At 64.1% G+C, this 22,991-nt stretch carries 18 protein-coding genes and 1 pseudogene; 11 read left to right on the top strand and 8 right to left on the bottom strand.

Annotated elements, in window-relative coordinates; translation table 11 throughout:
* Positions 1-21: 21 nt before the first annotated feature.
* Positions 22-1,578 carry a phospholipase D family protein gene (locus tag HU719_RS11480; RefSeq protein WP_186537054.1) on the bottom strand — a complete coding sequence of 519 codons (1,557 nt, stop codon included), beginning with the start codon at positions 1,576-1,578 and terminating at the stop codon, positions 22-24.
* Positions 1,579-1,637: 59 nt separating this feature from the next.
* Positions 1,638-3,068, bottom strand: a complete 1,431-nt coding sequence (locus HU719_RS11475; protein WP_186537053.1) for an aminotransferase-like domain-containing protein — start codon at positions 3,066-3,068, stop codon at positions 1,638-1,640.
* Positions 3,069-3,247: 179 nt separating this feature from the next.
* Between HU719_RS11475 and HU719_RS11470 the strand changes: the two genes are divergently transcribed.
* On the top strand, positions 3,248-3,478 hold the full coding sequence (locus HU719_RS11470) for a DUF1127 domain-containing protein (protein ID WP_186521784.1): 231 nt from the start codon (positions 3,248-3,250) through the stop codon (positions 3,476-3,478).
* Between the two features lie 180 nt (positions 3,479-3,658).
* Here the strand turns inward: HU719_RS11470 and HU719_RS11465 are convergent, their stop codons facing one another.
* Positions 3,659-4,951 carry an NAD(P)/FAD-dependent oxidoreductase gene (locus HU719_RS11465; protein WP_186537052.1) on the bottom strand — a complete coding sequence of 431 codons (1,293 nt, stop codon included), beginning with the start codon at positions 4,949-4,951 and terminating at the stop codon, positions 3,659-3,661.
* A gap of 140 nt (positions 4,952-5,091) precedes the next feature.
* Here HU719_RS11465 and HU719_RS11460 point away from each other — a divergent pair, with 140 nt between their 5' ends.
* Positions 5,092-5,445: a YkgJ family cysteine cluster protein gene (locus HU719_RS11460; protein WP_186537051.1), complete on the top strand. Its 354-nt coding sequence runs from the start codon at positions 5,092-5,094 to the stop codon at positions 5,443-5,445.
* 3 nt (positions 5,446-5,448) lie between these two features.
* On the opposite strand, the gene dadR is transcribed toward HU719_RS11460, so the two are convergent.
* On the bottom strand, positions 5,449-5,937 hold the full coding sequence (gene dadR, locus HU719_RS11455; RefSeq protein WP_003258963.1) for a transcriptional regulator DadR: 489 nt from the start codon (positions 5,935-5,937) through the stop codon (positions 5,449-5,451).
* Between the two features lie 155 nt (positions 5,938-6,092).
* On the opposite strand from dadR, the gene dadA reads away from it, so the two are divergent.
* The 4 genes from dadA (at position 6,093) to HU719_RS11435 (ending at position 9,788) form a co-directional block, all read left to right on the top strand.
* Positions 6,093-7,394, top strand: a complete 1,302-nt coding sequence (gene dadA / locus HU719_RS11450; RefSeq protein ID WP_186521787.1) for a D-amino acid dehydrogenase — start codon at positions 6,093-6,095, stop codon at positions 7,392-7,394.
* A 102-nt stretch (positions 7,395-7,496) separates the two neighbouring features.
* Positions 7,497-8,570: an alanine racemase gene (gene alr, locus HU719_RS11445; protein WP_186537050.1), complete on the top strand. Its 1,074-nt coding sequence runs from the start codon at positions 7,497-7,499 to the stop codon at positions 8,568-8,570.
* Positions 8,571-8,680: 110 nt separating this feature from the next.
* Positions 8,681-9,229, top strand: coding sequence for a cupin domain-containing protein (locus HU719_RS11440; protein ID WP_186521790.1), 549 nt, complete (start codon positions 8,681-8,683; stop codon positions 9,227-9,229).
* 136 nt (positions 9,230-9,365) lie between these two features.
* The gene (locus tag HU719_RS11435) at positions 9,366-9,788 is read left to right on the top strand and encodes a c-type cytochrome (protein ID WP_186521792.1); all 423 of its coding nucleotides are present in this window, start codon (positions 9,366-9,368) and stop codon (positions 9,786-9,788) included.
* A 92-nt stretch (positions 9,789-9,880) separates the two neighbouring features.
* On the opposite strand, the gene HU719_RS11430 is transcribed toward HU719_RS11435, so the two are convergent.
* Positions 9,881-10,882, bottom strand: coding sequence for a virulence RhuM family protein (locus tag HU719_RS11430; RefSeq protein WP_186537049.1), 1,002 nt, complete (start codon positions 10,880-10,882; stop codon positions 9,881-9,883).
* Between the two features lie 171 nt (positions 10,883-11,053).
* On the opposite strand from HU719_RS11430, the gene HU719_RS11425 reads away from it, so the two are divergent.
* Positions 11,054-12,913, top strand: a complete 1,860-nt coding sequence (locus tag HU719_RS11425; RefSeq protein WP_186537048.1) for an acetyl-CoA hydrolase/transferase C-terminal domain-containing protein — start codon at positions 11,054-11,056, stop codon at positions 12,911-12,913.
* Positions 12,914-13,325: 412 nt separating this feature from the next.
* On the opposite strand, the gene HU719_RS11420 is transcribed toward HU719_RS11425, so the two are convergent.
* Entirely contained in the window at positions 13,326-13,898 is a 573-nt protein-coding gene (locus HU719_RS11420) for a xanthine phosphoribosyltransferase (protein WP_186537047.1), read from the bottom strand.
* A 65-nt stretch (positions 13,899-13,963) separates the two neighbouring features.
* Positions 13,964-15,973 carry a DNA helicase Rep gene (gene rep, locus HU719_RS11415; RefSeq protein ID WP_186521798.1) on the bottom strand — a complete coding sequence of 670 codons (2,010 nt, stop codon included), beginning with the start codon at positions 15,971-15,973 and terminating at the stop codon, positions 13,964-13,966.
* A 291-nt stretch (positions 15,974-16,264) separates the two neighbouring features.
* On the opposite strand from rep, the gene HU719_RS11410 reads away from it, so the two are divergent.
* A complete protein-coding gene (locus HU719_RS11410; protein WP_186537046.1) occupies positions 16,265-17,932 on the top strand; it encodes a putative bifunctional diguanylate cyclase/phosphodiesterase in 1,668 nt (555 codons plus the stop codon).
* Positions 17,933-18,207: 275 nt separating this feature from the next.
* Here the strand turns inward: HU719_RS11410 and HU719_RS11405 are convergent, their stop codons facing one another.
* Positions 18,208-19,593 (bottom strand): NorM family multidrug efflux MATE transporter, encoded by a 1,386-nt coding sequence (locus HU719_RS11405; protein ID WP_186537080.1) that lies wholly within the window; start codon positions 19,591-19,593, stop codon positions 18,208-18,210.
* A gap of 156 nt (positions 19,594-19,749) precedes the next feature.
* Between HU719_RS11405 and HU719_RS11400 the strand changes: the two genes are divergently transcribed.
* From HU719_RS11400 to HU719_RS23900, 3 genes and pseudogenes are all read left to right on the top strand, one after another.
* A complete protein-coding gene (locus HU719_RS11400; protein WP_186537079.1) occupies positions 19,750-20,679 on the top strand; it encodes a LysR substrate-binding domain-containing protein in 930 nt (309 codons plus the stop codon).
* Positions 20,624-22,105, top strand: a pseudogene (locus HU719_RS23905) (Cache 3/Cache 2 fusion domain-containing protein); the annotation flags it as partial. The gene HU719_RS11400 and the pseudogene HU719_RS23905, both read left to right, overlap by 56 nt.
* Complete coding sequence (locus HU719_RS23900) at positions 22,103-22,972, top strand: methyl-accepting chemotaxis protein (protein WP_422631694.1); 870 nt, start codon at positions 22,103-22,105, stop codon at positions 22,970-22,972. The pseudogene HU719_RS23905 and the gene HU719_RS23900, both read left to right, overlap by 3 nt.
* Positions 22,973-22,991: the final 19 nt, after the last annotated feature.

Here is a 22,991-nt window from a genome sequence, read left to right as displayed (position 1 = left end):
CGGGCTTGCCGCGCGATGCGGCTACAGCATCTTCTCCAACCCCACCGCCTTGCTCACCCAGGCATTGAAGCGCCGCCACCAGCCGCCCGGTTCGGTCAGCAGGACGTGGCGCTGGCCGTTGTCCTCGGTCACCCAGACCATCTTGCCGTCGAGCAACTGCGGCTGGTAGCTCAGCGCCGGCGCCATACCCTGCAACGCCAGCTCGCGGGTGTATTCGGCAAGCTCCGGGCTGTCTACCAGCACCCCGACTTCGGTGTTCCACAGCACCGAACGGGGGTCGAAGTTGAACGAACCGATAAAGGTCTTGTGCCGGTCGAACACCATCGCCTTGCTGTGCAGGCTGGAATCGGAGCTGCCGCGCAAGGTCAGGCCGCGGCGGCTGATGGCGTCGCCCGGCTGGCGGCGCAGCTCGTACAGTTCGACGCCGTGCTCCAGCAGCGCGCGGCGGTAGGGCGCATAGCCGCCGTGCACCGCCGGCACGTCTGTGGCTTCCAGCGAGTTGGTCAGCAGCTTGACCGAGGCACCGGCATCGGCGCGGCTGGTCAGGTACAACAGGCCCGGTTGCCCGGGCACGAAATAGGCCGACACCAGAATCAGCTCGCGGTGCACGCCGTCAAGCTCGGGGGCCAGTTGGTGGCTCATCAGCAGTTGCGTGTCCGGCTCGCCTGCGGCCAGCACCTTGCTCGGCGCGTCCCACAATGCCTGGCTGTGGGCCCAGATCAGTTCGTTGCGCCAGACGTCCAGGCGCGGCTGGGTTTGGTAGGCCATCAGCCGCTCGTAGGCCGCCTTGCGGTCAATGCGTGCCTTGGCCAGCCAGGTCTCCAGGCGCTGGCGGCTGGCGCGCAGGTCGTCGCCATCGGGCTGGCGCCACAAGTAGTCGTTGATCGGCCGGCTGAGCGCGCTGTTCCAGTACTGGTCGAAGCTGTGCCCTAACTGCTCGGCCACAGGGCCAACGCTCAGCAGGTCGATGTCGGTGAAGTTCAGGTTGGGTTCGGCGTCGAAGTACTCATCGCCCAGGTTGCGCCCGCCGACGATGGCCATGCTGTTGTCGACCAGAAACAGCTTGTTGTGCATGCGCCGGTGCTGGCGCGACAGGTTCAGCAAGCGGCCTGCGGCGCGGGTCGCGCCAGTGCCGCGGCCCAGGTGCAGGGGGTTGAACACGCGGATCTGGATGTTCGGGTGGGCGGCCAGGGTGCCGATCAGCGTATCCAGGCCGTCGCTTGCGGTGTCGTCCAGCAACACCCGCACGCGCACGCCACGGTCGGCCGCGCGCAGTAGCTCGTGCACCAGGGCGCGGGTGCTGAGGCCGTCATGGACGATGTAGTACTGCACGTCGATGCTGGTTTGCGCGTTGCGGATCAGCTCGGCACGGGCGCGGAACGCCTCGTTGCTGTTGGGCAGCAGGCGAAAGCCCGAGCGCCCTTGATACGGCGCTGCCTGGCGCAGCACCGAGCGGCCGAACGCCGAATCGCTGGCCGGCAACGCCTGGCTGACATTGCGCGGGGTACTGACGCTGGCGCAGCCGGCAAGGCCGAGCAGCAGCGCCAGCAGCAGAGGCACAGCTCGCTGGAGTCTCAAGGGTGATGCATCCTGTGGGGCAAGGGCTTGGGGCTTGGACCACCGAATGCGCGGCAAAGTTACCCGCCGTGCAGCTCGGCCTGCAGCAGGCGCATGGCGGTTTCCCCAACCTTGCGCACGGCGGCTTCGATCTGCGGGGTTGGCCGCGCGGCGAAGTTCATGCGCAAGCAGTTGCGGTACTTGCCCGACGCCGAAAAGATGCTGCCTACGGCAATCTGTACGCCTTGTTCCAGTAAAGCCCGGTTCAGGCGCAGCGTATCGAAACTTTCCGGCAATTCCACCCACAGCATGAAACCGCCCTGGGGCCGGCTGGCGCGGGTGCCGGGCGGGAAGTAGCGGGTCACCCAGTCGCTCATCTGATCGCGGGCGCGCTGGTACTGGCTGCGCATGCGGCGCAGGTGCGGCTGGTAGTGGCCCTCGGCAATGAAGTCGGCAATCGCCAGTTGCGGCTGGCAGGCGGTACAGCCGGTGCTGATGTACTTCATGTGCAGCACCCGCTCCAGGTACCGCCCAGGCGCTACCCAGCCCACGCGCAGGCCGGGCGCCAGGGTCTTGGAGAACGAACTGCACAGCAACACGCGGCCATCGTCGTCGAATGACTTGACTGTGCTTGGCCGTGGGTAGGTGTAGGCAAGGTCGCCATACACGTCGTCTTCGAGAATCGCCACGTCGTAGCGCTGGGCGAGGGTCAGCAGGGCCTTCTTGCGTGCCTCGGGCATGATGTAGCCCAGCGGGTTGTTGCAGTTGGGGGTGATCTGGATGAGCTTGATCGGCCACTGCTCAAGGGCCAGCTCCAGCGCTTCGAGGCTGATGCCGGTGATGGGGTCGGTGGGGATCTCCAGCGCCTTCATGCCCAGCCCTTTGAGGGTTTGCATGGCGCCGTGGAAGCTCGGCGAGTCTACCGCGACGATATCGCCGGGCTCGCACACCGCGCGGATGCTGCACGACAGCGCTTCGTGGCAACCGGTGGTCACCACCAGGTCGGCGGTGCCCAAGCGGCAGCCGGAATCGAGCATCAGCCGGGCGATCTGCTCGCGCAACTGTACGTTGCCGTGGATGTTGTCGTAATACAGCCCTGGCATGTCCAGGCGCCGGCTGATCTGCGCCAGGCTGCGCAGCAACGGCTTGAGGGTGGGGCTGTCGATATCGGGCATGCCGCGCCCAAGCTGGATGACGTCCGGGTGCGGCGTGCTGCGCACCAGCTCCAGCACCTGCTCCCACTGCGAGATATCCACAGGGCGCTGTGCCGGGCGGCTGATGGCGGGTAGGGCGGGTAGCTGGCGGTCTTCGGCAACGAAGTAGCCGGACTTGGGCCGTGGCGAGACCAGGCCGTTGTCTTCGAGCATGCGGTAGGCCTGCTGTACGGTGCTCAGGCTGACGCCGTGCTCGACGCTCAGGGCGCGCACCGAAGGTAGGCGCTGGCCGGGGCGATACAGGCCCTGCTCGATGCGCGAGCCGAGCAGTTCTGCCAGGTTGAGGTAGAGCGTCACGGCATACTCCGGGGTGGTTCTGTAGGCAGGGACCGATACAGATCGTAGCAAAATACTCCATTCAGCGCGTACTGCGCTAATTCTGTATGGAAATAATAAACAGGGGTTGAATCTGTATCGCCATTACCTGCCGGGCGCAAGCTGTGCACACAGTATCAACTGAGTGGGAGATCGCAGCGATGGGAAGTTTCAGTGATGTGCGTGTGCAACTGTTGGCCAAGGAACTGGAGGCCGGTCAAGCGAGCAATGTCTACGATCCGCTCGCCAACCTGAGCCGCTGGGGCATGATGCTGCATCGCTGGCGCACCCGCCGGTCGCTGCTGGAGCTCGATGCGCGGCAATTGCGTGATATCGGGCTGAGCTGGGAGCAGGCCCGCGAAGAGGGCTGCAAGCCGTTTTGGCGTGAATGAGCCACTGTGGCTGCAAAGCGCGACTTCTGTAGGAGCGGCCTTGTGTCGCGAAAGGGCTGCGCAGCGGCCCCGGTATCTGCGCCTCCTGCAAATCCCGGGGCTGCGACGCAGCCCTTTCGCGACACAAGGCCGCTCCTACACTAAGGCCGCGTCGTTTTTGATTTTTGTGGAAGCTGGCCTCTACAGCAACTCTTTAAGCCGATACCACAACATCCCCAACGCCAGCAGCGGCGAGCGCAGCAACTGGCCGCCAGGGAAGGTTGGGTGGGGCACCTTGGCGAACAGGTCGAAACGCCCGCTGTGCTGCCCGCTGATCGCTTCGCCAAGCAGGCGCCCGGCCAGGTGGGTGGCGTTGAGGCCGTGCCCGGAGTAAGCCTGGGCGTAGTACACATTGGGCTGCCCGGCCAGGCGGCCGATCTGCGGCAGGCGATTGGCGCCAATGCCGATCATGCCGCCCCATTGGTAGTCGATGCGCACATCTGCCAGTTGCGGGAATACCTGCAACATCTTCGGGCGCATGTACGCAGCGATGTCCTTCGGGTCGCGCCCGGAATAATGACAGGCGCCACCGAACAGCAGGCGGTTGTCGGCTGACAGCCGGTAATAATCCAGCGCCACCCGCTGGTCGCATACCGCCATGTTTTGTGGCAACAACTGGCGGGCGCGCTCTTCACCCAGCGGCTCGGTGGCGATGATATAGCTGCCGGCGGGCAGTACCTTGCCGCCCAGTTCGCGGTTGAGGTTGTTGTGGTAGGCGTTGCAGCACAGCACGAGGGTCTTGGCCCGCACCTGGCCCTGGGCGGTGTGCACCGTGACTTGTGTGCCGTAGTCGATGCGGGTGACCTCGGACTGCTCGAACAGCTGCACCCCCAGGCGCGCAGCGGCGGCGGCTTCGCCGAGGGCAAGGTTGAGCGGGTGCAGGTGGCCCGAACCCATGTCGACCAGGCCGCCGACATAACGCTCGGCGCCAACCACACTGTGGATATCTTCCTTGGCCACCAGCCGCAGTTCGTGGGCATACCCCAGGCTGCGCAGGGCCTCGGCCTCTTCGGCGAAGCCTTGCAGCTCGGCAGGTTTGTTGGCCAGGTCGCAATAGCCCCAGGTCAGGTCGCAGTCGATGGCGTGCCGGGCAACGCGCTCGCGGACAATCTCGACGGCCTCCAGGCCCATCAGCTTCAAGCTGCGCACGCCGTCTTCGCCAAGCACCGGCAGGAACTGCTCAAGGCCGTGGCCGACGCCGCGAATCAACTGCCCGCCGTTGCGCCCGCTGGCGCCCCAACCGAGCTTGCGCGCCTCCAGCAGGATGACCGAAAACCCACGCTCGGCCAGCTCGATGGCGGTATTGAGCCCCGAATAGCCACCGCCAACCACACACACATCGGCGCTGTGTTCGCCCTGCAGGAACGGGTGAGCGGGGTGCGGCGCGCTGCTGGCGGCATAGTAGGAGGCGGCGTGCTGCGCGCTGTGGATCATGGAGGAGCGTCCTGGGTTGAGGCGAAAGGTGGAGCATAGGCAACTGGCCAATCGCGGGGCAAGCCCGCTGCCACGAAGACCGCGCCTGCCATCGCGCGATTGGCCTTATACTGCGGCGCACACCTGACCGATGCGATGCCATGTCCTGCAATAGCCACAAGATCCACTTCCTGCGCGAACTCATCCCTTCGTTCGAGTGCGAGCCCGGCTGCCACGACTGCTGCGGCCCGGTGACCACCTCGGCCGAAGAAATGGCCCGCCTGCCGCGCACGTCACAAAAGCAGCAGGAGGCCGCCCTGGAGCGCCTGGACTGCGTCCACCTCGGCCCCAACGGCTGCACCGTCTATGAAGAGCGCCCGATGATCTGCCGCCTGTTCGGCACCACACCGCGCCTGGCCTGCCCGCGAGGCCGAGGGCCCGCGCAAGCCATCGAGGCCGAGGCCGAACAGCTGGTGCATCAGTTCATTGCCAGCACGCGGCAAGTGCTGGTTTGAGCGTCAGTCCGGGATCGGCAAGCACAGGCTCTCTTTGACTTCTTCCATCACGATGTAGCTCTTCGATTCGCGCACATGCGGCAGCTTGAGCAGGATGTCGCCGAGCAGCTTGCGGTACGAGGCCATCTCGGAAATCCGCGCCTTCACCAGGTAGTCGAAGTCACCCGACACCAGGTGGCACTCCAGCACATGGGGCAACTTGAGCACGGCTCGGCGGAATTCTTCGAAGGTGTCGCCAGACTTGTAGTCCAGGCTGATTTCGACGAACACCAACAGGCTGCCCTTGAGGTGCTGCGGGTTCAGCCGGGCGTTGTAGCCCATGATGATCCCTTCGCGCTCCAGGCGGCGCACGCGCTCGGTGCAGGGGGTGGTCGACAGCCCGACTTTCTCGCCCAGTTCGGTGAAGGAAATACGCCCGTCATTCTGCAGGATGCGCAGGATGTTACGGTCGATCTTGTCCAGTTCACGCTTGCTTTGGTGCTGGGTTCGCATAGGGGATGCCGCTCCGTGAAAGGCGTTTGTGCCGAGAATTCTCGCCAAATATAGGCCTTTATATAGTGAATTGCACTGGCCTTTGCTTCCTATACTGCGCGCATCCATGCCATTCCAACAAAACAGCGCGGTGCGCCGCGTGCGAGGGGTAAACGATGCGAGTTCTGGTACTTGGTAGCGGTGTGATCGGAACCGCCAGTGCCTATTACCTGGCCCGGCAAGGTTTCGAGGTAACGGTGGTCGACCGCCAGCCAGCGGTGGCCATGGAAACCAGCTTTGCCAACGCCGGCCAGATCTCGCCCGGCTACGCCTCGCCCTGGGCCGCGCCGGGTGTGCCGCTCAAGGCCATCAAGTGGCTGCTGGAGCGCCACGCCCCGCTGGCCATCAAGCTCACGGGCGATGTCGACCAGTACCTGTGGATGGCGCAGATGCTGCGCAACTGCACCGCCAGCCGCTACGCGGTGAACAAAGAGCGCATGGTGCGGTTGTCCGAATACAGCCGTGACTGCCTCGACGAACTGCGCGCCGAAACCGGCATCGCCTATGAAAGCCGCACCTTGGGCACCACGCAGCTGTTCCGTACCCAGGCTCAGGTCGATGCCGCTGCCAAGGACATTGCCGTGCTGGAGCAGTCCGGTGTGCCGTACGAGTTGCTTGACCGTGATGGCATCGCCCGCGTGGAGCCGGCTCTGGCCGGCGTCAAAGGTATCCTCGCCGGCGCCCTGCGGCTGCCTAACGACCAGACCGGCGACTGCCAGCTGTTTACCACCAAGCTTGCTGAAATGGCCATCAAGGAAGGCGTTGAATTCCGCTTTGGCCAAGACATCCAGCGCCTGGACTTCGCCGGTGACCGCATCAATGGCGTGTGGGTCGACGGCAAGCTGGAAACCGCCGACCGCTATGTGCTGGCACTGGGCAGTTATTCGCCGCAGATGCTCAAGCCGCTGGGTATCAAGGCGCCGGTCTACCCGCTCAAGGGTTACTCGCTGACGGTGCCGATCACCGATGCCAGCATGGCGCCGACCTCGACCATTCTCGACGAAACCTACAAGGTTGCGATCACCCGTTTCGACAACCGCATCCGGGTGGGCGGCATGGCCGAAATCGCAGGTTTCGACCTGACGCTGAACCCGCGTCGGCGCGAAACGCTGGAGATGATCGTCAACGACCTTTATCCTCGCGGCGGCGATCTGAGCCAGGCCGATTTCTGGACCGGCCTGCGCCCGGCAACCCCGGACGGCACGCCCATCGTTGGCGCCACCCGCTACCGCAACCTGTTCCTCAATACAGGCCACGGCACGCTGGGCTGGACCATGGCTTGCGGCTCCGGGCGCCTGCTGGCAGACCTGATTGCACGCAAAAAGCCGCAGATCAGCGCCGAAGGCCTGGATATTTCTCGCTACGGCAACGAACGGGAAGTGTCCAAGCAGGGTCATACGGCGCCAGCGCACCAGTAATGGCCAATCGCTGGGCAAGCCCGCTCCCACGGTTGGGTGGGGCGGGCTCGCGCCGTGATCAGTCTGAAACACCGAGTTCAACCACTATAAGGCAGCACCGCCATGCGCCCCGCCCGCGCCCTGATCGACCTCCAGGCCCTGCGCCACAACTACCGCCTTGCCCGAGAACTGACCGGCGCCAAGGCGCTCGCCGTGGTCAAGGCTGACGCCTACGGGCATGGTGCGGTGCGGTGTGCACAGGCGCTGCAAGCCGAGGCCGACGGCTTTGCCGTGGCCTGCATCGAAGAAGCGCTGGAACTGCGTGCGGCCGGCATCAAGGCGCCAGTGTTGTTGCTCGAAGGCTTTTTCGAGGCCAGCGAGTTGGCGCTGATCGCCGAGCACGACCTGTGGTGCGTGGTGCATTCGCTATGGCAGCTCGAAGCCATTGAGCAGAGCGGGGTGCACAAGCCGCTGACGCTGTGGCTGAAGATGGACACCGGCATGCACCGTGTCGGCATCCACCCCAAGGATTACCACAGCGCCTACCAGCGCTTGCTGGCCAGCGGCAAGGTGGCGCGCATCGTGCTTATGAGCCACTTCGCCCGCGCCGATGAACTCGACGTCGATGCCACCGCCCAGCAAGTGGCGGTGTTCGACGCCGCACGCAAGGGCCTGGCGGCAGAGTGCAGCCTGCGCAACTCGCCGGCGGTGCTGGGCTGGCCGGCTATCAAGAGCGACTGGGTGCGCCCCGGCATCATGCTGTATGGCGCCAGCCCGTTCGAGGTCGAACAGGCCCAGGCCAGCCGTCTGCAACCGGTGATGACCCTGCAATCGCGCATCATCAGCGTGCGTGAACTGCCCGCTGGCGAGCCGGTCGGCTACGGCGCCCGGTTCATCAGCCCACGCCCCACCCGCGTCGGTGTGGTGGCCATGGGTTACGCTGACGGCTACCCACGCCACGCGCCCACTGGCACGCCGGTTGTGGTGGCTGGCAAGCGCACCGGGCTGATCGGCCGGGTGTCGATGGACATGCTCTGCGTCGACCTCACCGAGGTGCCCGAGGCCACCGTCGGCAGCCCGGTGGAGCTGTGGGGCAAGCAGGTGCTGGCCAGCGACGTGGCGCAGCAGGCCGATACCATCGCCTACCAGATCTTCTGCAACCTCAAGCGAGTGCCGCTGGAGTACATCGGCGAATAAACCGCAGAAGCGGACCGGTTGCGGGGCGTGTGTGTTGTAAATACTGAACGGCGTTGCCATCATATCTCCCACACATCCCCCCACCTCGACCGTTTCTGGAGGCGCACGCATTGGACGTCGGTGAACGACTGCAAGCCATTCGCAAGCTCAAAGGCCTGTCCCAGCGCGAACTCGCCAAACGCGCCGGGGTGACCAACAGCACCATTTCGATGATCGAAAAGAACAGCGTCAGCCCTTCGATCAGCTCGCTGCGCAAGGTGCTGAGCGGCATTCCGATGTCCATGGTCGAGTTCTTCTCGGTCGAAATGGCGCCTGAGAGCCCTACGCAGATCGTCTACAAGGCCCACGAACTGATCGACATTTCCGACGGCGCCGTGACCATGAAGCTGGTCGGCAAGTCGCACCCCAACCGCGCCATCGCCTTCCTCAACGAGGAATACCCGCCGGGCGCCGACACCGGTGAAGAAATGCTCACCCATGATGGCGAGGAAACCGGCATCCTGCTCGAAGGGCGCCTGGAGCTGGTAGTAGGGGCCGAGACGTTTCTGCTCGAAGCGGGCGATAGCTACTACTTTGAAAGCACCCGCCCGCACCGTTTTCGCAACCCTTTTGACGAGCCGGCACGGTTGATCAGCGCGGCGACCCCGTCGAACTTTTGATCCAGCGCAGTGCATTGATTCGCCAATACCCTTTCTAGGAGTGGGGTCGTTTCACGGCCTGCGGGTTCCCGCTATACTTTTCAACGCTCGCGATACCGTGGCCGCGGGCGTGATTAGCCACCATGAGGGTGTTCGCGTGAACCAGATCAAGAAGATGCTGGCCGTACCAGCAGCTGTACTCGCCCTGTGGGCAGCCAGCGCAACCGCTGCAACCAATGACGATATCGCCAAGCGCCTTGAACCGGTCGGCCAGGTGTGCGTCCAGGGCCAGGAATGCAAAGGCATGGAAGTGGCAGCTTCGGCAGGTGGCGGCGGCGCCAAGACGCCCGACGAAATCATCGCCAAGCACTGCAATGCCTGCCATGGCACCGGCCTGCTGGGCGCGCCGAAAGTCGGCGACACCGCCGCCTGGAAAGAACGCGCCGACCACCAGGGCGGCCTCGACGGCATCCTGGCCAAGGCCATCACCGGCATCAACGCCATGCCGCCGAAGGGCACCTGCTCCGATTGCTCGGACGACGACCTCAAGGCTGCGATCCAGAAAATGTCGGGGCTGTGAGCCGCAGCTGATTTCAAGCAAGCCCGCCTTTGATGGCGGGCTTTGTTTTTCTGCTTACCAGGTAGTATCTCCGCCGACCTGATGAGCTCGGATCAGGGCGTCTTCTTTCCTGCTACCAGCTTTTGAACCATCTTGACGGTCTGGAGGTAGGCCGACTCCACCTCGGAGGGCTGCGTGGTTAGCTGGGCACGAAACTTGGAGTATTCCGTTTCGGCATGCGCAATAGCTTGCTGATGGCTGACCTTGCCGGCACCTTGCAGGGCTTTGCCGCCCATCGCCAGGATCAATTGCTCAAGGTGGGACAGCCAATCCTTCATGTAGGTCGGCTCTTGGTTCATGGCTCGGAATTCAGCAGCATCGAAGTAGGCCGAGACCAGCGTATTCAGGCGTCTCAGCTCATTGGAGTCGAGGTAGTTCTTGGCATTTCCCACTTCTGCCTTGGTGGGTTGGCTCCCGGCAAAAGACAGCAGCCCCATGAAGGGCTTGCCCGCATCAGCACGCTGCGCGATCACTTCGGCAGCGGTCTGGCCGTGGGCCGCGTAGTGCAGCTTGTTCTGAACGGCCTTGAAGAACATCACGCTGGCCTCAGCCTTGGGATCGTAATCCACGCTGGTGGCATAGAGGTCGAGCACTTGCCGGTAAAGCACTTTCTCGCTTGAGCGGATGTCGCGAATGCGATCCAGCAGCTCTTTCCAATAACTGCCGCCGCCTAGATTTTTCAGGCGAGCGTCGTCCATGGTGAAGCCCTTGACCAGATACTCGCGTAGGCGCTCGGTGGCCCAGATGCGAAAGCGAGTCCCTTGTTGAGACTTTACTCGGTAGCCGACCGAGATGATGACGTCGAGGTTATAGAAGTTGGTAGGTTTGGTAGAAAATTCGGAAATACCGATTTTTCTCATCACGTGCTCAGGGACTAGTTCACCCTCATCGAAAACGTTCTTGATGTGCTCGCTGATGGTCGATTTAGCTTTGCCAAACAGGGTTGCCATCTGGTCCTGGCTCAGCCAGACCGTGTCACCGTCGAGCCGCACATCAATGGCGGGTGCGTCGCCTCGCTGGTACAGGACGATATCGCCCGTTGGTTGTTCACTCATGTCTGCGCTCCTTCCTGTTCCGCAACGATGGCGTTGATTTACGCCCTCAGTTCAGCCTGCGCGCAACAATACAGCTGATATCGGCATTGGGCGACCCGATAGCGGCACTGGCAACCAACTTGGTCGCATATGGGTCCAAATGCTGACTTTCAGATATCGCAGGAGGCCCCGATGCACCTCTGCTCCATAGATCTTGCCGTTGAACAGGCCCTCTCGCGCCTGCCGGCCCACATCCACATGGGCCTGCCCTTGGGCCTGGGCAAGCCCAATGCCTTCGTCAATGCGCTGTACGCCCGCATCCGCGATCTGCCTGAGCGCCGTCTGACCCTCTACACCGCGCTGTCGCTTGGCCGCCCTGCGCTTGGCAATGGCCTGCAGCGGCGTCTGCTGGAGCCGTTCGTGGAGCGGGTATTCGCTGACTATGAGGAGCTGACCTACCTGGCCGACCTGCGCGCTGGCAGCTTGCCGCCGAACATCCGCGTCGAGCAGTTCTTCATGCAGCCCGGCAGCCTGCTGCACAGCGAGCAGGCGCAGCAGGACTATGTCAGCAGCAATTACAGCCACGCCGCCCGCGACATCAATGCCAAGGGCCTGAACCTGGTGGCCCAACTGGTGGCCGCCGCGCCCGAGCGCCCGGGCCACCTGAGCCTTGCCTGCAACCCCGATATCACCCTCGACTTGCTGCCGATGATCGAACGCCGCCGCGCGGCGGGCGAAACCATTTTGCTGCTCGGCCAAGTGCATGCCGAACTGCCGTACATGCCCGGCGACTCGGAGCTGGCCATCGACGATTTCGACCTGCTGATCGATACTCCCGAACAGCGCCGGCTGTTCAGTACCCCGAACATGCCGGTGAACACGCAAGACCACTGCATTGGCCTGCACGCCAGCACCTTGGTGCGCGATGGCGGCACGCTGCAGATCGGCATCGGCGCCATGGGCGATGCGTTGGCGGCAGCGTTGCTGGCGCGCCAGGGCGACAACGGCGGTTACCGGGCGCTGCTCGATGAGCTGGACATTCGCCCATGGCAGGCGCTGATCAACCGCGAGGGTGGGCTGGATAGCTTCGCCCAAGGCCTGTACGGCTGCAGCGAGATGTTCGTCAACGGCCTGCTGGCCCTGGCCGAGGCTGGGGTGGTGCGCCGGCCTGCCGATGAGGACGGGGTGCTGGTGCATGGTGGGTTCTTCCTTGGCCCGCGGGATTTTTACCAGCGGCTGCGTGAAATGCCGCTTGAGCAGCGGGCACAGTTCGCCATGACTGGCATCAGCTTCATCAACGAGCTGTACGGCCAGGAAGCGCTCAAGCGCCGACAGCGGCGCGATGCCCGCTTCGTCAACAGCGTGTTCGGCATGACCCTGATGGGCGCCGCCGTGGCTGACCAGCTGGAGGACGGCCGGGTGCTCAGCGGGGTAGGCGGGCAATACAACTTCGTCGCCCAAGGCCATGCGCTGGAGGGCGCACGCTCGGTGCTGCTGCTGCGTAGCTGGCGTGAGGCGGGCGGTGAGGTCAACTCGAACCTGTATTGGACGTATGGGCACTGCACCATTCCCCGGCACCTGCGCGATATCGTCATCACCGAGTACGGCATTGCCGACCTGCGCGGGCAGACCGACAGCGAATGCATTGCCCGGCTGCTGGCGATCTGCGATTCACGCTTCCAGGCCGAGCTGATGGCTCAGGCCAAGGCGGCAGGCAAGCTGGCCAAGGGTTTCGAGCTGGATGCGCGTTACCGCGACAACACGCCCGACCGCCTGGAAGCGATCAGGGCCCGGCATGGGCGGTTGTTCCCCGAGTACCCGCTGGGCACCGATTTCACCGCCGAAGAGCGCGACCTGCTGCGTGCGCTGAACTGGCTCAAGAGCAAGTTCAAGCTGAGCGAGGTGCTGGAGTTGGGCAAGGCCGCGCTGGATGCGCCAGGGCCTGAAGGCTATGAAGCGCACCTGGCGCGCATGCAACTGGCGCAGCCGCAGGGGCTCAAGGAGGAGCTGTACCAGCGCTTGTTGCTGGCAGGGCTTGCCGCTACCCGCTAAACGCGAGAGCGGGCTTGCCCCGCTCATGCCGAGGTTTCGGACACGGTTCTGTGCAGGCCTGTTCAGGCCTCATCGCAGGCTGTCGCCCCCACACAGACACCGTGCTCAACCGCAACATTGCTGGTTGGACCCAATCCTATGGGAAATGATGGCAGTTGTGGCGAGCGGGCTTGTCCCGCGTTGGGCTGCGCAGCAGCCCTGAGGTTTACCCTTGGGTTTTCAGGGGCTGCTGCGCAGCCCAACGCGGGACAAGCCCGCTCGCCACAAGGAGATGTGTCTGGCGAGAACAGGCTTGTACAAAACCATAGAATCTCCCACAGGAATCGGGGTCACACCGCAACACTGCGGCTGTGCACGGTTTCTGTGGGAGCTGGCGCCAGCCTGCGATGAGGCCCGGGCAGGTGTTCGGGCCTTACTCGATGAAGGTAACCACGCCACCTTCCAACGATTTGACCCGGGCCAGCGACTCGACGCGGTAGCCCTGGCTGTCCAGCTCGGCGCGCCCGCCCTGGAACGACTTCTCGATAACGATACCCAGGCCCGCCACGGTGGCGCCGGCCTGCTTGATGATCGAGATCAGCGCCTGCGACGCCTTGCCGTTGGCCAGGAAGTCGTCGATGACCAGCACGCGGTCGCTGCTGTTGAGATGGCGCGGCGAAACCGCCACGGTGTTCTCGGTCTGCTTGGTGAAGGAGTACACCGAGGCTGTCAGCAGGTTCTCGGTCAGGGTCAGCGACTGGTGCTTGCGGGCGAAGATCACCGGCACACCCAGCTTCAGGCCCGTCATCACCGCAGGCGCAATACCCGAGGCTTCGATGGTGACGATCTTGGTCACGCCGGAATCGGCGAACAGGCGGGCGAACTCGTCACCGATCAACTGCATCAGCGCAGGGTCGATCTGGTGGTTGAGAAACGCGTCGACTTTGAGAACCTGATCGGAAAGCACGATGCCTTCTTCGCGAATTTTCTGCTGCAGTGCTTGCACTGTGGATTCCTCGATGGAGCAAAGGTCGCCGCAACACGGCGGCAAAGTTAAAGAGTAAAGGTTGATCAGCGTTTGAGCATCGCCCGGATATCGGCCAGGGCGTTGTTGCCGCGCGCGGCTTTGACTTCCACGGGGGCGTCATCCAAGCCTTCCCAGGCCAGGTCGTCCGGCGGCAGTTCGTCAAGGAACCGGCTGGGCGTGCAGTCGATGATTTCGCCGTACTGCTTGCGCTTGGCAGCGTAGGTGAACGCCAGTGTCTGGCGCGCGCGGGTAATGCCCACGTAGGCCAGGCGGCGTTCCTCTTCGATGGTGTCGGCCTCGATGCTCGAACGGTGGGGGAGGATTTCTTCCTCCATGCCCATGATGAACACGTACGGGAATTCCAGGCCCTTGGACGCGTGCAGGGTCATCATCTGCACGCCTTCGGCGTTCTCTTCTTCTTCCTGCTGGCGTTCGAGCATGTCACGCAGCACCAGCTTGCCGATGGCATCCTCGATGGTCATTTCACCCTCTTCGTCTTTTTCGAGGGTGTTTTTCAGCGCTTCGACCAGGAACCAGACGTTGCTGATGCGAAACTCCGCCGCCTTGTCGCTGGCCGTCTGCTGGCGGATCCAGTTCTCGTAGTCGATGTCGCGGATCATCTCGTGCAGCGCGGCAATCGGGTCGTCCAGCGCGACCTTGTGGCGTACCCCGTCCAGCCAGTGCTTGAAGCGCTGCAGGCGCTCGGTGTAACGGGCGTCCAGGTGTTCGCCAAGGCCCAGTTCTTCGCTGGCGGCATACATCGAAACGCCACGTTCGGTGGCGTAGTTGCCGAGCTTTTCCAGGGTGGTCGAGCCGATTTCGCGGCGCGGCACGTTGATCACCCGCAGATAGGCGTTGTCGTCATCCGGGTTGACCAGCAGGCGCAGGTAGGCCATGAGGTCCTTGACCTCCTGGCGGCCGAAGAAGCTGTTGCCACCGGACAGGCGATACGGCACCTGGTGGTGCTGCAGCTTGAGTTCGATCAGTTTGGCCTGGTAGTTGCCCCGGTAAAGGATGGCGAAGTCGCTGTACGGGCGGTCGGTACGCAGGTGCAGGGTGAGGATTTCCATGGCCACACGCTCGGCCTCGGCTTCCTCGTTCTTGCAGCGGATCACACGGATCTCGTCGCCCACGCCCATCTCGCTCCACAGCTGCTTTTCGAAGGCGTGGGGGTTGTTGGCAATGAGCACGTTGGCGCAGCGCAGGATGCGGCTGGTGGAGCGGTAGTTCTGCTCGAGCATGACGATTTTCAGGGAGGGGTAGTCCTCCTTGAGCAGCATCAGGTTTTCTGGCCGCGCACCGCGCCAGGCGTAGATCGACTGGTCATCGTCGCCGACCACGGTGAACTGGTTGCGCGTGCCGATCAGCATTTTCACCAGCAGATACTGGCTGGCGTTGGTGTCCTGGTATTCGTCCACCAGCAGGTAGCGCACGCGGTTCTGCCAGCGCTCCAGCACCTCGGGGTGCTCCTGGAACAGCTTGACCGGCTGCAGGATCAGGTCGTCGAAGTCCACCGCGTTGAACGCCTTGAGCGTGCGCTGGTAGTGGGTGTAGACAATGGCGGCGGTCTGCTCGCGGGGGTTGCGCGCCTTTTCCAGGGCTTCGGGGGGCAGGATCAGGTCGTTTTTCCAGGCACCGATCATGTTCTTGATCTCGTCGATGCCGTCGTCGCCTGAGTATTCCTTCTGCATGATGTCCGACAGCAAGGCCTTGATGTCGGACTCGTCGAAGATCGAGAACCCCGGCTTGTAGCCCAGCCGCGCGTGTTCCTTGCGGATGATGTTCAGGCCCAGGTTGTGGAAGGTACACACCGTCAGGCCGCGGCCTTCGCCGGGGCGCAGCAGGGTGGCGACCCGCTCTTTCATCTCGCGCGCGGCCTTGTTGGTAAAGGTCATCGCGACGATGTACTGGGCACGGATGCCGCAGTTCTGGATGAGGTGGGCAATCTTGCGCGTGATCACGCTGGTCTTGCCGGAGCCGGCACCGGCGAGCACCAAAAGAGGGCCGCCGACGTAGTCACGGGCTTCCTGTTGCCGGGGATTGAGTCGGGACATGCTAGAACCGGGGGTCGCCAGAAAATAGCCGCGCATTCTAGCAGCATGGGGCGGTTATGGCGTGACCGTCTGACGCCGGAGTCAACGTTTTAACGCAATCGGTTCAGCCAGTGGCCAATCGTCGTGAAAATAGCCGAAATCCCGTTTGCCGGTTGCGCAGCTTTCGCGCAGGATGCACGTCAAAATGCGTCGGACACGGCCAGGGATGGTTTACGACTAAAAATGAAAATCATTTTCATTTGTTGCGGTAGGATATTCCGCATCCGTCGCCTCACCATCTAAGGAGCCTGCTTGTCCACGCCCGCCGAACCCCTGCGTTTGCTGTTGCTGGCCGATGAGCCCGAGTGGGCGGCGCGCCTGCGCGAATGCCTGCAACCGTTGGTGGGCAGCGCGGTGTTGCTGACTGCGCCAGACTGGGCGTCGGTCGACAGCCTGTTCGCTGGCGACCGCCAGGCCGTGGTGCTGGCAACGCCATCCTTGTTACCCGCGCCCGGGCGTTGCGAGTTGCCGACGGTCTTGCTGCTTGAGCAAGAGCCTGGCGCAACGCCGGTTGGGGTCAGCGACTGGCTGGTGCTGGCGCAACTGACCAGCGATGCCCTGCGCCGCTGCCTGCGCCATGTGCGCGAGCGCGGGGTGCTGGTGGCAACGCTGCAGCGCCTGGCCGAACAGGACCCACTGACCGGCATCGCCAACCGCCAGGGCTTCCAGGCATTGCTGACCACGCGGCTGGCCGAAAACGAAGGGCGTGGCGTGGCCCTGGGCCACCTGGACCTCGACAACTTCCGCCACGTCAATGACGCCCTCGGCCACCAAGGCGGCGACCGGCTGATCCTGCAGGTTGTGGCCCGTCTGCAAAAGCAGTTGGAGGCCGGTGACCAGCTGGCGCGCCTTGGCAGCGACGAGTTCGCCCTGCTGATCGACACCCGCCGCGACCCCAACCGCGCCGAGTGGATGGCCGAGCGGATTGTCGAAGCCTTGACCGAAGCCTACTGGATCGACGGCGAAAGCCTGATGCTCGGCTGCAGCCTGGGCATTGCCCACGCCCGCGCCCAGGCGGGCGCCGACCCTTTGATGTGGCATGCCCATATCGCCATGCGCCAGGCCAAGGGCAGCCAGGGCTGCACCTTCCATGTGTTCAACGAACGCATCAACCGCAACGCCCGCAGCCTCGCCGACCTCGAAAGCGAGCTGCGCCGCGCTCTGCGCCGTGACGAGCTGGAGCTGCACTACCAGCCACGGCTGAACCTGGCCGACGGCAGCATTGTCGGGCTTGAAGCGTTGGTGCGTTGGAACCACCCTGAACGCGGCCTGCTGCCGCCCAGCGAGTTCGTGCCGCTGGCCGAGCAGAGCGGGCTGATCGTGCCGTTGGGCTACTGGGTGATTTCCCGCGCGCTGAGCGATATGCAAACCCTGCGCGAGCGCGGCCTGGCGCCGCTGCACATGGCGGTCAACCTGAGTTTCCGCCAGTTCCAGGACAGCCAGTTGCTGGCCACCTTGAGCCGGCTGATTCTTGAACACGGCGTCGATGCGCGCTGGCTGGAATTCGAGCTGACCGAAACAGCGGTGATGCGCCGCAACGAACTGGTGCGCCAGACCATGGACGCGCTGGGCCGGCTGGGTGTGCGGTTTTCGCTGGATGACTTTGGCACGGGGTTCTCGTCGTTCGTGCACTTGAACAGCTTGCCGATCACTTTGCTTAAGGTCGACCGAAGCTTTGTTGCCGGCATGGAGCAACGTGAAGAGAACCGCAAGCTGGTTCACGCCATGATCAACCTGGCGCACAACCTCAACCTAGAAGTGGTGGCTGAGGGTGTCGAAAGCGAGGAGCAGATGGCGCTGCTGCAAACATTTGGCTGCGATCAGGTGCAGGGTTTTCTGGTCAGCCGGCCGTTGCCGGTGGCGGCGCTGATCGAGTACCTGCTGCAACCCGCGCAGCCAGGCCGCTTGCTGGTGCGCTGAAGCGCAATCGTGGTGGTTGCGGATGGCCTCATCGCAGGCCGTGCTCAACCGCAACATTGCTGGTTGGCCCCAATCCTGTGGGAAATGATAGAGAGTCGTGGCGAGCGGGCTTGTCCCGCGTTGGGCTGCGCAGCAGCCCTGAAAACCCCAGGGGCTGCTGCGCAGCCCAACGCGGGACAAGCCCGCTCGCCACAAGGGAGCTCGCCACAATCCCCCAGGGATTTGCGCCGCCACCTCTGTGGGAGCTGGCGCTAGCCTGCGATGAGGCCTTCCGTTCAGGCCGAGACGGCAGCCTCCAGCTTTGCAGCCCTGCCAATCATCCGCTTCATCCGCCACTCAAAGCCCAGCGTCAGCGCTACCGACGCGCAGCCAAGCCCCAGTGCCAGCCCCCACCAGATCCCCGGCGCGCCGCCGCCCAGGGTAAAGGCCAGCAGCCACGCCGCAGGCGCGCCCACCAGCCAGTAGCACACCGCGCCAATCAGGAACGTGGTGCGGGCATCCTTGAGCCCGCGGATCGAACCCATGGCAATCGCCTGTACGCCGTCGAACAACTCGAACCACGCCGCCACCATCACCAGTTGCACCGCCAGCTGGTAAATCGCCGCAAAGGCCGGGTCATCACGGTTTACCAGCAAACTCACCAGTTGCTCCGGCAACAACAGGAACAGCGCCGCAAAGCCGAGCATCAATGCCGCACCAAAGCCGATGCCGACGCGCCCGGCACTGCGTGCGGCCAGCAGCCTGCCGGCGCCGTAATACAAGCCGACGCGCATGGTCACGGCATAGGAAAGCCCGGTCGGGATCATGAACGCGGCGGTGATGATCTGCAGGGCGATCTGGTGCGCGGCAAGCTCGGTGCTGCCCAGCACGCCCATGCACAGCGCGGCGAAGGCGAACAGGCCGACCTCGACCATGTAGGTGCCACCAATCGGCAGGCCCAGCCGCCACAACTCACGCAGCGCTGCCAGCGAAGGCCGTGCCAGGCCCTTGCGCAGCGGGTAGTCGGCATACGCCTTGTGCCAGCGGATATACAGCGCCAGTGCCACTGCCATGCCCACCGAGACCACGGCGGTGACCAGGCCAATGCCCATCAGGCCCAGCTTGGGCAAGCCGTACAGGCCTTCGATCATGGCGTGGTTGAGCAGGTAGTTGAGCACCGTGCCCACCAGGCTGATGACCATCACCGGGGTCGAATGGCCGAGTGCGCTGGTAAAGCCGCGCAGGGCCATGAACGTCAGGTAGCCGGGCAGGGCCAGTGGCAGCAGGGTGAGGAACTGCATGGCCGCATCGACGTTGTCCGGCTGCTGGCCGAACAGCAACAGCACAGGCTTGAGGTTCCACAGCGCCAGCGCCGCCACCAACGCCAGGGCCCAGGCCAGCCACAGGCCGTTCTGTGCAAGGCGCGTGGCGCCCTCGATGTCGTTGGCGCCCTTGCGGATCGCGACCAAGGTGCCGACGGCGGCGATGATGCCCAGGCAGAAGATCGAGATGAACGAATAACTGGCCGCGCCCAGGCCACCGCCAGCCAACGCCTGCGGGCTGATGCGGGCCATCATCAGGGTGTCGGTGAGCACCATCAGCATGTGCGCCAACTGCGAGGCGATCAGCGGCCCGGCCAGGCGCAGCAAAGCCTTGAGTTCGGTAGTGGGCGCGACGTGCATGAAGAAGGTCCTTGTTGGGTGGCGGTAAGCGAGGGGGACGATTCTGAGGCCTGAGTCAACTTTGCACAAAAGGATAAAACCGATCCTTGCCATGAGTATTAGTCATGCCGGTATGATCCCGACATTGCCGTTGTGGCCCAGCAAGTCAGGTGCGTGATGTCCCGTCAGCTCCCTCCGTTGTATGCGTTGCGCGCATTCGAAGCCGCCGCCCGGCTGAATTCCTTCACCCGCGCCGGTGACGAACTGTCGATCACCCAGAGCGCGGTCAGCCGGCATATCCGTACCCTCGAAGAACACTTCGGCTGCCGCCTGTTCGTGCGCGGTGGGCGCAGCCTGCAACCCACCGAAGCCGCGCGCATGCTGCTGCCCGGCGTGCGCGACGGCTTTGCCGCGCTGGAGCGGGCCTGCGATACCCTGCGTGGCGAAGATGACATCCTGCGCATGAAAGCGCCGTCCACCCTGACCATGCGCTGGCTGCTGGCGCGCCTTAGCCGCTTCCGGCATTTGCAGCCGGGCAACGAGGTGCAACTGACCAGCGCCTGGATGGACGTCGACCATGTCGACTTCAATCAGGAGCCGTTCGACTGTGCCGTGTTGCTAAGCGATGGGGTGTTTCCCGCTGATTGGGAGGTGCGCCGCTTGTTCGCCGAGCTGCTGATCCCGGTTGGCGCGCCGGACCTGCTGGCGGAGCCCGCCTGGGACGTGCAGCGCCTGGCCAGCGTCGAGCTGCTGCACCCCACCCCCGACAAGCGCGACTGGCGGGCGTGGCTGGGGCGCATGGGCTTGCTCGATGCGGTATCGCTCAAGGGCGGGCAGGTGTTCGATACCTTGGAGCTGGGCATGATTGCCGCAGCGCGCGGATATGGGGTGTCGATGGGCGACCTGCTGATGGTTGCCGAGGACGTCGCGCAGCGTCGGCTGAGCTTGCCGTGGCCGACAGCGGTGCCCAGCGGCATGGACTACTACCTGGTGTGGCCGCGCACCCGGCCGGGTGCCGAGCGCTTGCAGCGGTTGAGCCGTTTTTTGCAGGATGAGGCGCAGGGCATGGACCTGCCGGCTGTGCAGGTACTCTCGGGCCAGCGCTGATGGCCCTACCGTGCCCGGATGCGATCTGTCTGTAGGAGCGGCCTTGTGTCGCGAAAGGGGTGCGAAGCGCTCCCAGGATTTCTGCACAACGCTGATATGGCAGGGGCTGCTACGCAGCCCTTTCGCGGCACAAGGCCGCTCCTACAGAGAAACCACGGCCAGACGCGATAGTGATGCCAGACGCGGTCCTCGTGGCCGCGCTAGAGCCCTCGCCGCAACGCACAGCGCAAAGGTTTGCGAATACCCGTCGCCGACACTCAAGTATTCCCTGGCGCCGCCGATCCACTGGCACCAGCGTCCCGGAAGAGGGCGCGATTTCCCGTCGATAATGAAGCGGGTGGTCAGCGTGATCAGGATGATCCCGGCCTCTTGCCAGGAGCTTCTCATGTCTCAACCGCGTGCCCGCATAGCCTCGCAGCTCGGCATCGCCCTCGCCATCGTGCTGGCGCTGGTGATCACCGGCAGTACTTTGTTCGCCCTGCGTTCGCTGGACGATGCCAACCTGACTACCCGTCAGCAGCACTTGGGTAGCGAAGCGCGTCTGCTGGCTGACCAGCTCGACACTTTCCATGGCTCGCTCAAGGAAAACACCCAGCGCCTGAGCGGCCTGTTCGAGCGGCGCTTTGCCACCGGCCTGAGCCTGCACGCAGGCGAGACGGTCAATGTGGCCGGCGCCGCTACCCCGGCGCTGTACCTGGGTGAGCAACTGCTGAACAACAACTTCCAGGTGGTCGATGAGTTCCAGCAGATGACCGCTGGTATCGCCACGGTGTTCGTGCGTAGCGGCGAAGACTTCGTGCGCATCACCACCAACCTGAAGAAGCAGGACGGCAGCCGCGCCATCGGCACCCAGCTCGACCGCCAGCACCCGGCCTACGCCAAGCTGCTGGCCGGGCAGATGTATGTGGGCCGTGCGGTATTGTTCGACCGCAACTACATGACCCGCTATGTGCCGGTGAGCGACAGCACGGGCAAGGTGATCGCCGTGCTGTTCGTCGGCTTCGACTACACCGACGCGCAGAATGCCCAGTTCGCCAACCTCAAGCGCTTCCGCATTGGCGAGACCGGTTCGTTGGCGATCCGCGACAACCAAGGCCAGTGGCTGGTACCGCCGGCCAACGCCGACCAGGACTTGTTCAGCGTCGAAGCGCCATTCGCCGAAGGCCCTTGGACCGTGATTGCCAGCATGCCCAAGGCAGAAATCCGCGAAGTGACCTGGAGCGTCGGCATGCGCCTGGCCATTGGCAGCCTGCTGGCCATGCTGCTGGCGGTGGTTGCCACGCTATGGCTGCTGCGCCGCAAGCTGCGCCCGCTGGACGATCTGGTGCGTCAGGCCGAAGCCCTTGGCGCGGGCGACCTGAATGCCCGCCTGAACGTCACCAGCCATGACGAGATCGGCCAACTGGCCGCCAGCTTCAACAAGATGGGCGATGCCCTGGCGACCATGGTCGAGCACATTCGCAGCGCCTCCGAGCAGGTGGCCGGGCGTGCGCGTTCGCTGTCGGGGCTGTCTTCAGGTGCCTGCGAGGGCATGGAGCAGCAATCTGGCGAGATCACCAGCATGGCCGGTGCCGTGGAGGAGTTCAGCGCCACTTCGATGAACATCGCCGATAACATGGCCGGCACCGAACGCATGGCCCGCGACAATGCCCAGCAGACCCGCATTGGCCGTGGCGCCATGGACGAGGCGTCGGCATCGCTCAAGCAGATTGCCGATTCGCTCGGCGGTACCGCCGAGGTGATGGACACGCTGGGTGCGCGCTCGCAGGAAATCGGCGGTATTGTCGGCACGATTACCGCCATTGCCGAACAGACCAACCTGCTGGCGCTGAACGCGGCCATCGAGGCTGCGCGAGCCGGCGAGCAGGGCCGTGGGTTTGCGGTGGTGGCTGACGAAGTGCGCGGCCTTGCGGCGCGTACCCGCCAGGCGACTGACGAGATTTCCGGCATGATCGCCAGCATCCAGCAGCAGACCGGGCATGCCATCAGCACCCTGGAACAGGGCAACAAGCTGATGCAGGATGGCCTGTCGCGCAACGACAAGGTGGCCGAAGCGCTGGCGCGTATCGACGAGCAGAGCCGCACGGCCGGTGAGCAGTTTGCTGCGATCAGCCTGGCGACCCAGGAGCAGAGCAGCACCGCGACCGTGCTGAGCCGCAACCTGCAGAGCATTGCCCAGGCCAACAGCGAGCAACGTGACGTGGCCAATGAGCTGGCCAACACGGCGCGCGAGCTGGAAGGCCTGGCAGGGCAGTTGCGTCAGGAAGTGGACCGGTTCCGCATTAACCGGTAGTCAGGATGGCACCGGCTTT

It is taken from the genome of Pseudomonas farsensis (assembly GCF_014268805.2).
GTDB lineage: Bacteria > Pseudomonadota > Gammaproteobacteria > Pseudomonadales > Pseudomonadaceae > Aquipseudomonas > Aquipseudomonas farsensis.
Note: the sequence above shows the minus strand (reverse complement) of the source record. Positions and strands in the feature narration are given on the sequence as shown.

Excerpts from the sequence above, each read along its gene's own strand:
- HU719_RS11470 (WP_186521784.1), top strand. The coding sequence starts at position 3,248 with ATGGGAAGTTTCAGTGATGTGCGTGTGCAACTGTTGGCCAAGGAACTG.
- HU719_RS11465 (WP_186537052.1), bottom strand. The coding sequence starts at position 4,951 with ATGATCCACAGCGCGCAGCACGCCGCCTCCTACTATGCCGCCAGCAGC.
- HU719_RS11460 (WP_186537051.1), top strand. The coding sequence starts at position 5,092 with ATGTCCTGCAATAGCCACAAGATCCACTTCCTGCGCGAACTCATCCCT.
- dadR (WP_003258963.1), bottom strand. The coding sequence starts at position 5,937 with ATGCGAACCCAGCACCAAAGCAAGCGTGAACTGGACAAGATCGACCGT.
- dadA (WP_186521787.1), top strand. The coding sequence starts at position 6,093 with ATGCGAGTTCTGGTACTTGGTAGCGGTGTGATCGGAACCGCCAGTGCC.
- alr (WP_186537050.1), top strand. The coding sequence starts at position 7,497 with ATGCGCCCCGCCCGCGCCCTGATCGACCTCCAGGCCCTGCGCCACAAC.
- HU719_RS11430 (WP_186537049.1), bottom strand. The coding sequence starts at position 10,882 with ATGAGTGAACAACCAACGGGCGATATCGTCCTGTACCAGCGAGGCGAC.
- HU719_RS11425 (WP_186537048.1), top strand. The coding sequence starts at position 11,054 with ATGCACCTCTGCTCCATAGATCTTGCCGTTGAACAGGCCCTCTCGCGC.
- rep (WP_186521798.1), bottom strand. The coding sequence starts at position 15,973 with ATGTCCCGACTCAATCCCCGGCAACAGGAAGCCCGTGACTACGTCGGC.
- HU719_RS11405 (WP_186537080.1), bottom strand. The coding sequence starts at position 19,593 with ATGCACGTCGCGCCCACTACCGAACTCAAGGCTTTGCTGCGCCTGGCC.
- HU719_RS11400 (WP_186537079.1), top strand. The coding sequence starts at position 19,750 with ATGTCCCGTCAGCTCCCTCCGTTGTATGCGTTGCGCGCATTCGAAGCC.
- HU719_RS23900 (WP_422631694.1), top strand. The coding sequence starts at position 22,103 with ATGGGCGATGCCCTGGCGACCATGGTCGAGCACATTCGCAGCGCCTCC.